We start from the raw sequence: 13,470 nt of genomic DNA, 5'->3' as shown, positions 1-13,470 counted from the left end.
AAAAACGAGATTCATCTCATGACAGATAAACAATTTACTTTTCAACAGGGTTTTACATTCAGCAAACATATTCCGGAAGAAATTTCGCATTTTGACCGGGTTTTTGATGTGTTCAAAGACTTGCTGACACACACTTCCGGTGATATCGAAGAAGCTTTTGAGTGGCTTGATATGCTCGATAAAGAATATGATATTTTCACCGATGAATATACGCTTGAGGATTTTGAAGAAGATTTAAGAAAGCGAGGTTACATTAAAAAAGAAGACGATTCTGAAGATGGCAATTCCGGAACTGGAAAAGGAAAAAACATTCTTACGGCCAAACTGGAAGCTGCTTTACGGGAATATGCTTTAGACCAGATTTTCGGAAAGCTTAAAAAAAGTGGCATTGGAAATCACAGAACCAACAAATCAGGAGTTGGCGATGAACGGGATGGTGAAAACAGAAATTTCCAGTACGGCGACGACTTATCCTCAATAAACATGACGGAAAGTCTGAAAAACGCTCAAATCAACAATGGAATTTCTGACCTTCGAATGACCGAAGACGACCTCATAGTAGAAGAAACCAAACACAAAGCCCAAATGAGCACGGTTTTGATGATCGACATCAGTCATTCGATGATTTTGTACGGTGAAGACCGCATCACGCCTGCCAAAAAAGTTGCGATGGCTTTGGTTGAACTGATTAAGCGAAAATATCCAAAAGATTCCATCGATATTATTGTTTTCGGAAACGAAGCTTGGCCTATTAAAATCAAAGACCTTCCCTATTTACAGGTTGGTCCGTATCACACCAATACGGTTGCAGGATTGGAATTGGCAATGGATATTCTTCGTAGAAAAAGAAATACCAATAAGCAGATTTTTATGATTACCGATGGAAAACCAAGCTGCTTGAAACTTCCTACCGGAGAATATTATATGAACAGTGTTGGCTTAGACGAAAAAATTGTTTCCGAATGCCTCAATAAAGCTGCACAAGCCAGAAAACTTAAAATCCCTATTACAACATTTATGATTGCCCAAGATCCTTATCTACGACAATTTGTGAATGCATTTACTGCTCAGAATAAAGGAAAAGCTTTTCTCACAGGTCTTTCAGGATTAGGACAAATGATCTTTGAGGACTACGAAAAGAACAGGATTAAAAGAATTTGAGGAAGCCCAGAAGATGGAAGCTTGAAGCAGGAAATCAATGTGGAAATTTCATCAAAATTATTTCCCCGACCCTAAAGGGAGTAATTTTGATGAAATTTTAATGAGATTTTTGCTCCCTTTAGAGTTGGAGAAAACAAAATGTCTTTAAAAATTTCGAACATCAAGCCTCCATCTTCCAACACCCAACCATTAACAAACAACATCATTACAACAAATGAAAAACGATATTACATTTAAAGAATTAAAAAAATCAGGATATACAGATAAAACCATCAGTCAGGAAATTCAGGCAAATTTGATTGCAAAAATCAAAGCTAAAGAGCCGGTTTTTGAAGGACTTTGGGGTTATGAAGATTCTGTAGTTCCACAATTAAAGAAGGCGATTTTAGCAGGCCATCACATCAATTTATTAGGTTTACGCGGACAGGCAAAAACCAGAATTGCAAGAAGTATGGTGAATCTTTTAGATGAGTATATGCCGATTGTAAATGGCTCTGAAATCAATGACAGTCCGTTCCAGCCGATTTCAAAATTTGCAAGGGATCTGATTGCTGAACTAGGCGACGAAACCCCGATTTCTTGGGTTCACCGTTCCAATCGTTTTTTTGAAAAACTGGCAACTCCCGACGTGAATGTTGCCGATTTAATTGGTGACATCGATCCTATTAAAGCAGCAACTTTAAAACTTCCTTATTCTGACGAACGTGTTCTGCATTACGGAATGATTCCAAGAGCCAACCGTTCCATTTTTGTTTTAAATGAATTGCCCGATCTACAGGCTAGAATTCAGGTTTCTTTATTTAATATTTTGCAGGAAGGCGATATTCAGATTCGTGGATTTCAATTGAGAATGCCGCTTGATATTCAGTTTGTATTTACGGCAAATCCTGAAGATTATACCAATCGAGGAAGTATTGTAACGCCGTTGAAAGATAGAATCGGATCGCAGATTTTCACGCATTATCCGAAAACCATTGCCTTAGCAAAACAAATCACCGAACAGGAAGCTCAGATTTCTGTTGAAGATAAAAAACAGATTCAAATTCCGGATTTGGCGAAAAATCTTTTAGAAGAAGTTGCTTTTGCAGCCCGTGACAGCGAATATGTAGATGCGAAAAGTGGTGTAAGTGCAAGATTGACGATCAGTGCGATGGAAAACCTTGTTGCTGCAGCAAAATTACGTTTAATAGAATCTGATGCTCAAAAAACTACTGTTCGTCTGCTTGATTTCATGTCGATTATTCCTTCAATTACCGGAAAGATTGAATTGGTTTACGAAGGCGAACAGGAAGGTGCTGATTATGTTGCCAAAATTTTGATTGATAAAGCCGTGATGGTACAGTTTGAAAGTATTTTCCCACGCATTTCAAAATTAGAAAAAGAGGGCATCAAGACGCCATACACTGATTTAATCAAATGGTTCAACAAAAATCAGCTGGAACTTAATTATACGGATACGGATGAAGAATTCTATAAGAAACTCAACAGCATTACACCTTTAACAACCGTTGTTGAAGAAAATGCCTCTGAACTCAATGAAGAAAATAAAAACTTCTGTAAAGAATTGGTTTTATGGGCTTTGACCATCAGTAAAAAATTAGATAAGTCTGAAAATTCAACAGCGTATACTTTTGATTCTGCAGATGTAAGACAATTGTTCAGAAATTAATTTTTGAAACAATAATTATGATATAGAGGAAGCATAAATCTTTGAGATTTGTGCTTCCTTTTTTTGTTTTTTATGTACACGTCAGTTCGAGTAAAAATTCTGAAAGAATTTTGTATCGAGAACAGGCATTATAAAAAGTTCTCGATATATTTTTCCTTCTCTTCGTTACGGAAAAACACTCGAACTGACGAATTTCATTTTTTCTAAAAATCATTCATTCTAAATTGTATATTTGTCAAAACTAAAAGCACAATTTTGGAATTACAGGAACTTTTTGAACGTTTAGCGATACTTTGCATATCGATTTTCACTCTTTACTATTTTTCAAACAGAAACCGTAACATCAGGCTGCATCCTTTGCTAGGATTGATTAGTGTCTGCACATTTTTCATGTGTCTGGTTTTTACCAAAGCCGAATATAGTCTCGGAGTGGGTTTTGGTCTTTTTGCCATCTTTTCAATCCTTCGTTTCAGAACGGAAACTTTTACCATTCAGACCATTGTTTTCCTTTTTGTTTCCATCACACTTTCATTGTTAGATGGGCTTTTACCCATTAAAAACCTTGAAATTCTTTTAGGAATCAATATTTCAATTGTTGTGATTTATTTAATCTTAAATTATTTTGAAAAAAAGTCACCTATCGTTTCTGAAAAAAATTATATTGAAGTTATTTCTTCATTAGATTTCCTTCAGCTTGAAGAAGCAGAACGTAAAAGAGTTTTAACCGAAAAAACCAAACTGAAAAATTTCAGCTATAATATTAAGAGTATTAATCTGAATGATAATATTGTGATTTTAAAGGTTTCGCATTAATGCATTTATAACGCAAAGTTTTAATAAAACTGGAGCATATTTAAGAAGCAAAGAATAACGAACAAGTCGCTTAAGCGTAAGGAATATTAGTAAGCTTTATAAAATCAATTTTATTGATTTATCTTTGCTCCTTTACTTATTATAATAGAAACATCATCTTTGCGTTTATTATAAACCGTGAAAATTTAAAACTCAATTCATCTAATCAAAATTTATGAACACTTATAAAACATTTATTTTAGAGCCTAACCAATTTTAGTGGTTTAGCTTTTTAAATGAAAATGATTTTTTTGCCACGCAAAGTTTAATAAAACAATTTCTTATTTTAAGGGGCAAAGAGTAGCAAACAAGTTGCTTAAGCTTGAAGAATATGCGTTATTTTATTATGAAGGACTATCCAAGTTGAGCAGATTTTTAATTTAATGATCTGCGAAATTAGCTCAATCTGCGAGAGAAAACTTAATCCATATAAGCTCTTGCCTGCTTAATATACAATTGCTTTTCATCACCCAAATATTTGAATTCAATATCTAAAGGATAACTTCTCTTGGCCATTTTTCGTTTCTGCCAAAGAAGATAAAGTTTTCTTTCTAAAACAGGAGAAATATCAAATAACTTTTTAATTTCAGTTTCTGTAAGAATAGGTTTTCCGTTATTTAGGCTTGATGTAGAACGATAATCAACAACAAAAGAACCAAATCCGTTGAAATTGTGACAGTAAAATTCATCACAGGTTACGCCTGGTTCAGGTTTTACAACAGATTCTTCACCCAACTGAACATTCACGGTAATTCCTGCATATCGGTCGCGGTATAAATTTCTTGTAACCAAAACTCCATTAGCTTTCTCATCCGGGAAAGAACGATGTACCAACACGCCCATTGCACAGCTTTCATGATTGATTCCAAACAAATCACGTTCCTGAAAAGCACGGAAATTCCAGAAACTTGACCAGACTTCCAAAATAGCTTTTTCTACAGTTTTTTCAGTGTCTCCGATGATCGCGGTTTTAGAATCGTATAATCCAGCCCCGTTGAATCCTTCCATATCTTCAGCATTGGTTGAAGAACGGAATCTAAAGTTTTTAAAATCATTTTGAGCATTGAGCTTTTCTTCTATTTTCTTTAAAAGTTCAGGATTCACTTTAGAATTTTTCACCGTTTTTCTAAATGCTTTTAATTCCTTTTCTAAAAGTTTCACAGAATCTTTCGGAATCGCATACAATGCATTGATTTTATCCTGAAAATGATTATCCTTAATATGCTGATCAAAATAATAAAACGGAATTGCAAAGGCATATTCCGGAGTTTTATAGGACTTTATTTCTTTTTGAATCTGCTTTAAAAGTCCAAGGTTTGTAGCCTTTGATCCGATAGAATTGACAATATTTAAAGGCGTTACGGTTTCCAGATCAACTAAATCGGTTACCGAAAGGTCTCTTTTCAGAATAATTTCTTTCACCGCTTTTTTAACTGGAATTGGTTTTTGTGAAGCTTTTAATAAATAAGAATTTTCTTTGGTAATCAATTCTACTTTCTTACCTAAAAGATTATTAACTGATTGCTTTTCCCAAACTTTTGTATCAACATACACCGGAATATTTCTGTTTTTTGCCAGCAAAACCAAATGACTTAAAGGGGTTTGAAGTTCTGTAATAATAATTCCACGAACGGTTGGAATAAACTCGGGAGTTGTATTAATGATGATAATTTCATCAGCTTTAGGATTAAAATCTTCCTTCTTCCGTAAATCATATTTTTTAAGAATCCCGATACTGGAAGTATTTTCAATCGACTGTTCTGTAATTCTTTTAAAAATAAAATCTGAGAAAACAGTTGGAATTTTCAACATTTTTTTTGAATTTAGGCCGATTACATGCGGAGAATTCAGATAAAACTTAAGCTTATCTTTAAAAAACACATTTTTATTGACTTCATTAAAAAAGAAATTGATCAAACTTGCATTCATCTCGTCTGACGCAGCCAGTTCCATCACCCAATCATCAGAATCTTCCAGATAATTAATATTGGCAAGAAGATAAGTTCTCTTATTGGTTGGATTGTAAGATTCTTTATTAAACTCACCAATTTCTTGGCTATACCCCAAAACCTGCACGCAGAAATCGTAATGATAGGTATATCTTGTACTGTTAAAGAAATACATTTTTTTCGCACCGTAGTCGTAGACCACTTTTACAGATTTCATATTCGTAAACTTATCTGTAAGCGGTTTTCCTGCAAGATTTAGAAACTGCTGTTTCTTGGTAATAGAATGCACATAATTATCCTGCGAATACGATAAAAGTGACAAAGTGAGAAATAAGAATACTAAAATATTTTTCATGTGTTTGTGAAGATTACCTCACAAATGTAGACATTATCCTGAATGTGGCAAATAGTAATTAGCCCCGATAGAAACGACATCCTTTTGTGAAGCAAAGCGGAACAAAAGATATAGTGGATAGCGGGAAAAAGCTCCGGAAAATATAAGTAATCGGTAATGATTAATAAATAATGATTAATATTTACTTTTGATGACTGTATTTTAAAAGTAAAGTCCCGCTTTGAAAATAAAACGAGACTTTACAAGTGAAAACAAGGTATCTTTAAACGACAGGTCCTGCCGCATCTTTTATTTCTTCTAATAACTTTTTGCGTTCCTGCAATCTTCTTCTGGCAATGACCGATTTACCATTGATGAGTCTTATAAATCTTGGATATTTGAATTTTTCTTCCCCAAAATGATGGGTTAAAACGAACAGCAATACTCCAAGACCTGCAACGATGATGTAACCGAAAATTTTCTTGTTGGCAGAAAGAATTGCGTTTAGTTGAATGCTTTTTAAATTGGCCGAAAGATCTTGCGGAGTGAGTATCATTCCATCTAAATAGACTGCTAAATTGCCCAAACTCTCGATCTGAAACTGATATTGAAACCATGAAAATAATGCTGAGAAAAATCCTACCGCAAGGAATGTACGCCAAACCAAAACCAATCCGATGGCCGCCAACATATCATCGAGTTCCAACTTATCTAAAGTATAATACCAAACGGAAATAAAGAGCGAGCCCATCCCAAAACCTTTCAGAAACATCGGCAAATACCATTTCTCATAATTAAATTCGAGAACCATTGAAAAGTACATAATAATAGCATAACCGATCATCGCGGAAAACCCTGAAAAGATGAACATTTTGAGAGGTTTCTCTTTTTTAAACCAATAAACAGCGACAATTCCGGCAAGAATTAATCCGGGAATCATCATCAGATTCAGTTTAGCATTTGTCAATTGGTCATATCCTAAAACTCCGACCGAAAAGATATTTTGAATGGAAGCGGTTCCTAAAAACATTCCCAAACAAAACAGCATAAACAATCCGTTTTGAACATTGCTTCGCTTGAAGATTTTAAAAGATAAATAAGGTCTTTTTAAAGTCATCTGACGAATTGCCAACAAAGCAAAACTTACAAACGCGGCAATACTTGCATTGATAATTCTTGTAGAATTCAGCCAATCCTGCTGTTTTCCAAATGAAAAAACGTAAGCCGAAAACATAAAAGTGGAAACAAATAACAGAATACTCAGCCAATCGATATAATGCAACGGAACTTTTAAAGCAAAATATTTATTGTGCATAAAAATCCAGCAAATCAAAGCCATTACAAAACATAAAAACGCTGCGATAACGAAAAACTGCTGCCAATTGTAAAGCATCGAAACTTCTACCGCATAATAACCAGAAATCTGTGTCAAACTCAAAACAAATGTATAAAATACGCCATAGAAAACCCCTCTTCCACCCATCATTGCCATCAAAGGAAGAAAAAGCTCGATCGTGATCATCATTTTAAAAAACCCAATAACCAAAGCACTTGCAATGATAATTACAGGCTCCATCGTAGTTCCGTTAATGTAACTTAGCAGTCCTAAAAGTACCAATAAAAGCACTACTTTATCACGTACTTTATATCGCATTTTAAATCTGAGAACGACCGGCATACAAGCACCCATCCCAATTGTTGTGGCATAATTTGCCCACATAAAATATTCGGTAAGCTGACCGGTTCCACTGACCATAAAACTCAAATTTCCCGTATAAACGCCTCCTAAAGGCATCACGACAATAAGCAATAAAACTATAATTAACAGCTGAACAGGTTTCGGAACCCAATCGCTGAAAAGACCTTTGTTATACATTTTTTTATTTATTAAGAGCCAAGTGAAAGGTAAAAGAGTCAAGTTATTGAACTACTTAAGATTTTTATACATCTTACTTGGTTCTTTTTACTTTTTACTTTTTACTTGAAATAGAAACATTCATATTCATCCCGGCGCTCAGCTTGGCAATATCTTCTTTTTTGTTTGATGATGTAAATTCTATTCTTACAGGAATTCTCTGTTGCACTTTAATAAAGTTACCCGTAGAATTATCTGTTGGAACACTAGAATATCTCGAACCCGTTGCTGCAGAAATTGCAGTTACCGTTCCTTCAAATTGTTTTCCACCCAAAGCATCTGCGGTCATCATGATTTTTTGTCCGATTTTAATATTCGGCATCTGGCTTTCCAAAAAGTTGGCAGTAACCCATTTGTGATTATTTAAAACAATGGTTCCCACCTGTTGTCCCGGCTGAATCAGCTGACCTTCAGAAATTACTCTTCTTCCCATCACGCCATCGTAAGGCGCAGTAATTACGGTATAAGAAAGATTGATTTTTGCCATTTCCAACGCAGATTTTGTTCTTTTGATTTCTGCATCGTTGATTCCTAATTTGCTTTTCACTTCGGTTGTAGAAAGATTGGCTGACTGCTTTTGATTGACTAATGTTTCGTATGCTGCTTTTTGGGCATCATACTCTGTTTTCATCTGGTCAAATTGTTGTTTTGTGACCGCTTCCGAAGCTAAAAGGTTTTTGTATCTGTTTAAATTCTGTTCGGCATTCCAAAGTCTGGCTTTTGCTCCGGCAATATTAGATTCCATAACACTTACATTGTTGGAAACTGTATTTACCGATGAACTTGTCGCCGATTTTTGTGCCAAAGCATTTTGATAAGCAGCTTCTGCCTGACCAAGCTGCGTCATAATTTCTCTCTCATCCAATATGACCAAAGTGTCGCCTTTTTTCACCTGTTGATGTTCGATGAACTTAATTTCTTTGATATAAGCTGAAACTCGTGTGTTGATTGGATTTATAAATTCCTCCACCTGAGCAGCTTCTGTATAGGTTTTATCGCCGATATGAAAATATTGACGAATCAGCCAAAACAGTCCAAAACCAATCACCAGAAAAACAATAATATTTGAGATGATGGCTCTTATTTTATTCTTTTTATTTTGTTTTTTCTTAGCTTCTGCACTTGAAACTGCAGGCTGTGTATCTTGAGTATTTTGTTCCTTGTTTTCCATTATTTTGATTTTCAGTTTTAAAAATTAAAGTGTTCCCGTAGATTTTAGCAGATTATAATATTGATACAGAACATTGATTTCTGCATTGGCAAAATCTAATTCCGACTGCAGTTTTTGGTTTTGTGCATCAAGCATTTCTGCTTGTACAGCCAATTGATTCAGATATTTGGCTTCCGTAATTTTGTAGTTTTCATCCGCCAAATTTTTAGCATCATTCAGAATCTCAGCCTGCTGTATCGCTTCCTGATATTTTGTATATGCTGCATTCACTGCCATATCAAGATTTTGCTGTACCAATGTCATCGCATCATTTGCCTGATTTTTCTGCATCTCACCAAGCTTCACTCTTTCTTTGGTTTTATATAAATTATCAATATTATAACTCAAAGAAACCCCACCTTGCCAACCGCTTGAATACATATCCAACACAGGATTTCTTGTCGTAATAGGCCGTTGCAAACTATAACCTCCAAAACCTGAAACTGTCGGCATTTTATCCGTTTTGATGATTTCTATATTTTTATCGGCAACGGCAATGTTGGTTTTTGCAGATTTTATTTGTGGATTGTTCTCGTGAGCCAAATTCAGATAATAATCCATCCCGATTCCGGTTTCTTTATTGCCTAAATTTTCTATGGGAATAATCTGTGTTTCAGAATCTAATCCTAAAGCAATATTCAGATTATAATTGAGGATTTTTCTATTGTTGACTAAAGTTAGCATTCCCTGGTCTAAATTTTTAATCGCCAATTCGCCACGAATGACTTCATTTCTGGTAATCATTCCTTGCTGATAAAATTTTTGAATATTTTTCAGCCTTTCCTGGCCCAGCTTTTTATTGTTTTGAATGACAACTTCCTGATTTAAAATTTTATAAATGTCTAAATAATTAGAGATCACCAAAAACTTTATATCCTGTTTTCTATTCTCTAAATCTAATTCCGAAAGCTGTTCACGAAGTCCTGCCAATTCAATAGACTTATTGACCAATCCGCCTTTGAAAATCAATTGAGTCGCCTGTACAGTATACGAACTTCCGTAATGCGGCATCGGAATAGTCGTTGAATTCGAGAAATCTTTGTCAATTGCGATCACATTTCCCAAATAAAATTGGCTCGTAGAAGCTGTGATTGTAGGAAGTTTCTGAAGTTTTGTAATATCTGTCTGCTGTTTTGCAATATCGATATTCTGAGCAGAAACTTTAATTTGCTGATGATTCTGAATTGCCAATTCGGCAACTTCACTCGCTGTCATCTGTTTTATTTCTTGTGAAAAAAACAGCGCAGGAAAAAGACCTATCAAAACTGATAGTGCTGTTTTTATGTTTTTTACCATTTTACCTTGCTTTACAGATGCAAAGTTAGGCGATGCATACATTCAAACAAATGTTTGAATTTTGGAAAAAGATGTTCAAATGTAGGATTCAGTTATTGATATTGTTGTCGGTACTGAGTCGGACTTATATCTAAATGTTTCTTAAAAAAATGAGAAAAAGAATATTGATCACTGAAACCAAGTATTGTAGAAATCTCTGCAATAGGCATTTTTGAAGAATTTAAGTAGACCTTTGCTTCATTGATTACAATAGAAGCAATAATCTGACTTGCCGACTTACCTGTTACCGACTTCACAACCGATGAAAGATGTCTGGTTGTAATCGACTGTCGCTCGGCATAAAACTCTACTGTTCTATTATTAAGATGGTGAGACGATAAATCATTTAGGAAAACAAAAACGATCTCTTGCTGTCTCGACATCTGATTCATTGCACGGCTATCTTCATTAGAAATAATTCCTGCTATCTGATAACAGAACACCGAAAAAAGATGCTCTACAATCTCTTTTTTATAAGTCATTTCGGTTTCAGAATCTAAAATATATTTTAAAAAATTGACACTTTTCCAAATTAAATCCAAATCATTCTGAGAAAAAGGAACTCCTACATTCATTTGCTGTCGAAAATACCGGTACGTAATCAACCTATTGAATTTCAACGACAAAGCAGAAATAAATTCACGTTTATAAGAAACCATTCTCGATTGGAAATCATCACTCACAGAAATCATCTCATAAACCGTTTGCGGATCTGTCACCATAAATGTATTGGCAGTAAGCTCAAGATCGTTGAAATGTTGACGAAGCTTTATAGACCCACTTTTAATAAAGATAAAAGCCGGATTATCTGGGCGGAAAGGTTTATCCACAGATATTCTTTCGAAAATATTATGTTGCGTAAAAACATCAACTCCAAATTTTTCTAAAGCAGTCATTTTATCCATTTCAATTTAATCTTCCAAAGCATACACCGCAAAACTTGCCAGCCAATGATCTCCACCATAATTCCCTTGAAATAATAAGGGAAGACCATTGTTTAAAAAGATATTTGCCGTATTTTGGAATTGCTTTTTTAGTGGATGATTATCTGGAAGAGAGTTTGCGATGCCTTTCATACACCAAGCTTTAGTGAAAGATAAACCAACTAAATGTACGGTTTGATAATCGCTCAAATCACTTACTACAGGAATTTTTTCGATATTCTCAATACTTCTTTTTTCATAAAATTGGTCAAGCCATTTTACAAATTCTTTCTGAGGAAGAATTCTTCTCATTAAATCTGCAATTTCCAAACTTGGCGAGAAAAAATCAGAGCCGTCCGGTTCGAGATATGCCGGAGTTTTGGTATTATTTAAATAGAAATATTTTGCTTTTTCAATCAATTCGTTTTCAAAAGTTTTATCACCTGTTGCTCTTGCCCAGTCTAATGCAAAAACCATTGCAAAAGCCGTATTGGGATGAACACCAGTTCTGTTGGGATACGTTTGCTTCGGAAGATAAGTTTTCCAGGAGCTCAGAATTTTATCTGTTAAAGGCTTTAGATTCTGATGCCAGATTTTAGCTTTCGGATGGTTCCAGGTCATTAATTCTTCATCTAACTTTAATAACCATGCCCAACCGTAAGTTCTTTCAAAAGTCGTTGTTAACTGATATTTCGTAAAATAATCAGCTTCAGTCTGTAAATTTTCTTTTGTAAATGAATTGTCTAATATTTTTTCAATGTCTTTAGCAACTGATAAATTCGGTTTTGTTTTTAGCAATCGAACTAGCATCCAATGACCATGAACGGAGCTATGCCAATCAAAACAACCATAAAAACTAGGATGAAGATCTTTCGGTGTCAAAATCACTTCATTAGCATTATTAATAATGTGTGCCGTTTTATTCGGATATTCCTGATTGATGCAATGAAGCGGTTTTTCGGATAGTTTTATTGCCATTTCATCCGTCAACTTGGGGTTTTCCTGAGCGAAAATTAAAACCGGTAAAAATGCCAATGCTAAAAGACTTTTTTTCATTCAATAAAAATATAAAAGTAATTCTAGATTTTAAGCATAGTTTTTGCTCAAATTCACAAAATCGATTTATGAAAAAATTATTTATCCCTTTATTTCTCTTAATTCTTATTAACTGCAATAAATCTGGCAATCCACAAGAAATAAAATCTGATTTAGTTGAGATTATCTCAGAAGATAAAGTAATGGATATAAATGCTTCACCTGCTCAAGAAATACCCGTAGATGCAATGGTTTCGGCTAAATCTGTCAATACAGAACCAAAATCTTCTCCATTACAAAGTAATACTATTATTGTTAAAAAAGTTATCAAAAATGGCGATCTTGATATTCAGGTGGGTGATATTAAAAAAGCACATCAACAAGTCAATGAAATTATAAAAAGCAACAACGCTTATATACAAACTGAACGTTTTAATAATACTGATATTGATGAAAGGCAGTTTTTCACCATCCGTGTTCCACATAAAAATTTTGATGCTTTAATCAATTCTTTTTCAAACGGAATTGGTTCTGTTTTATCAAAAAATATTGCTTCCAATAACGTAACCGAGGAATACACCGATGTTTCAATAAAATTAGCCAACAAAAAAATATATCTCGAAAAATACCGAGATATGCTTCGAAATGCAAAAACTACGAAAGACATGCTGGAAATTCAGGAAAACATTCGTGAACTTGAAGATGAAATCGACGTTGCAGAAGGCAGACTTCGCTTTATTGACGATAGAGTAAATTATAGTACCTTGAATTTAATGCTGTACAAAGAAAAAGTAAGGAGCTCTGCAACTTCGAAAATTGGTTTTGGAAATCTTTTCGGAGATTCTTTCACAGAAGGCTGGAACAGTTTTGTAGCATTTTTCCTTGGAATTATTTCTCTTTGGCCATTCTTTTTATTAATCCCACTTGTTATTTTAATCTGGAAAAAATGGAGAAACAAAAAGAAAATAGAATAATGGATCAATCACAAAACTTGGGGAGAAAAAAAATATTGATAATTTTGTGGAATGTTAAACGATGCCGAACTCCTCAAATTATTTTTACCTGAACTCTTGATTGAGCATTTTGA

General features: G+C 34.3%; 10 protein-coding genes. 4 read left to right on the top strand and 6 right to left on the bottom strand.

The features are described from left to right. Window positions 1-18: 18 nt before the first annotated feature. The 3 genes from OH814_RS18680 (at window position 19) to OH814_RS18670 (ending at window position 3,643) form a co-directional block, all read left to right on the top strand. Window positions 19-1,161: a VWA domain-containing protein gene (locus OH814_RS18680; protein WP_308829203.1), complete on the top strand. Its 1,143-nt coding sequence runs from the start codon at window positions 19-21 to the stop codon at window positions 1,159-1,161. Between the two features lie 214 nt (window positions 1,162-1,375). Then, the gene (locus OH814_RS18675; RefSeq protein ID WP_308829202.1) at window positions 1,376-2,830 is read left to right on the top strand and encodes a sigma 54-interacting transcriptional regulator; all 1,455 of its coding nucleotides are present in this window, start codon (window positions 1,376-1,378) and stop codon (window positions 2,828-2,830) included. A 255-nt stretch (window positions 2,831-3,085) separates the two neighbouring features. Continuing rightward, on the top strand, window positions 3,086-3,643 hold the full coding sequence (locus tag OH814_RS18670) for a DUF4956 domain-containing protein (protein ID WP_076559686.1): 558 nt from the start codon (window positions 3,086-3,088) through the stop codon (window positions 3,641-3,643). A 459-nt stretch (window positions 3,644-4,102) separates the two neighbouring features. On the opposite strand, the gene OH814_RS18665 is transcribed toward OH814_RS18670, so the two are convergent. The 6 genes from OH814_RS18665 to OH814_RS18640 all read right to left on the bottom strand — a co-directional run bounded on the left by OH814_RS18665 (window position 4,103) and on the right by OH814_RS18640 (window position 12,404). Next, window positions 4,103-5,986 (bottom strand): PEP/pyruvate-binding domain-containing protein, encoded by a 1,884-nt coding sequence (locus tag OH814_RS18665; protein WP_308829201.1) that lies wholly within the window; start codon window positions 5,984-5,986, stop codon window positions 4,103-4,105. 262 nt (window positions 5,987-6,248) lie between these two features. Next, window positions 6,249-7,841 (bottom strand): MFS transporter, encoded by a 1,593-nt coding sequence (locus OH814_RS18660; RefSeq protein ID WP_308829200.1) that lies wholly within the window; start codon window positions 7,839-7,841, stop codon window positions 6,249-6,251. Between the two features lie 94 nt (window positions 7,842-7,935). Continuing rightward, window positions 7,936-9,051, bottom strand: a complete 1,116-nt coding sequence (locus OH814_RS18655) for an HlyD family secretion protein (protein ID WP_308829199.1) — start codon at window positions 9,049-9,051, stop codon at window positions 7,936-7,938. 24 nt (window positions 9,052-9,075) lie between these two features. After that, the gene (locus tag OH814_RS18650) at window positions 9,076-10,386 is read right to left on the bottom strand and encodes a TolC family protein (protein ID WP_308829198.1); all 1,311 of its coding nucleotides are present in this window, start codon (window positions 10,384-10,386) and stop codon (window positions 9,076-9,078) included. Between the two features lie 92 nt (window positions 10,387-10,478). Continuing rightward, a complete protein-coding gene (locus OH814_RS18645; RefSeq protein WP_308829197.1) occupies window positions 10,479-11,330 on the bottom strand; it encodes an AraC family transcriptional regulator in 852 nt (283 codons plus the stop codon). A gap of 6 nt (window positions 11,331-11,336) precedes the next feature. Then, complete coding sequence (locus OH814_RS18640) at window positions 11,337-12,404, bottom strand: DUF2891 domain-containing protein (RefSeq protein WP_308829196.1); 1,068 nt, start codon at window positions 12,402-12,404, stop codon at window positions 11,337-11,339. Window positions 12,405-12,472: 68 nt separating this feature from the next. Between OH814_RS18640 and OH814_RS18635 the strand changes: the two genes are divergently transcribed. Beyond that, window positions 12,473-13,357, top strand: a complete 885-nt coding sequence (locus tag OH814_RS18635; RefSeq protein WP_308829195.1) for a DUF4349 domain-containing protein — start codon at window positions 12,473-12,475, stop codon at window positions 13,355-13,357. The last annotated feature ends 113 nt before the right edge of the window (window positions 13,358-13,470 follow it).

Origin of the sequence: Chryseobacterium sp. CFS15 (genome assembly GCF_031118795.1) — a bacterium.
GTDB classification, from domain to species: Bacteria; Bacteroidota; Bacteroidia; order Flavobacteriales; family Weeksellaceae; genus Chryseobacterium; species Chryseobacterium indoltheticum.
Note: the sequence above shows the minus strand (reverse complement) of the source record. Positions and strands in the feature narration are given on the sequence as shown.

Coding starts and splice junctions, on each gene's coding strand:
- OH814_RS18680 (WP_308829203.1), top strand. CDS start 19: ATGACAGATAAACAATTTACTTTTCAACAGGGTTTTACATTCAGCAAA.
- OH814_RS18675 (WP_308829202.1), top strand. CDS start 1,376: ATGAAAAACGATATTACATTTAAAGAATTAAAAAAATCAGGATATACA.
- OH814_RS18665 (WP_308829201.1), bottom strand. CDS start 5,986: ATGAAAAATATTTTAGTATTCTTATTTCTCACTTTGTCACTTTTATCG.
- OH814_RS18660 (WP_308829200.1), bottom strand. CDS start 7,841: ATGTATAACAAAGGTCTTTTCAGCGATTGGGTTCCGAAACCTGTTCAG.
- OH814_RS18655 (WP_308829199.1), bottom strand. CDS start 9,051: ATGGAAAACAAGGAACAAAATACTCAAGATACACAGCCTGCAGTTTCA.
- OH814_RS18650 (WP_308829198.1), bottom strand. CDS start 10,386: ATGGTAAAAAACATAAAAACAGCACTATCAGTTTTGATAGGTCTTTTT.
- OH814_RS18645 (WP_308829197.1), bottom strand. CDS start 11,330: ATGGATAAAATGACTGCTTTAGAAAAATTTGGAGTTGATGTTTTTACG.
- OH814_RS18640 (WP_308829196.1), bottom strand. CDS start 12,404: ATGAAAAAAAGTCTTTTAGCATTGGCATTTTTACCGGTTTTAATTTTC.
- OH814_RS18635 (WP_308829195.1), top strand. CDS start 12,473: ATGAAAAAATTATTTATCCCTTTATTTCTCTTAATTCTTATTAACTGC.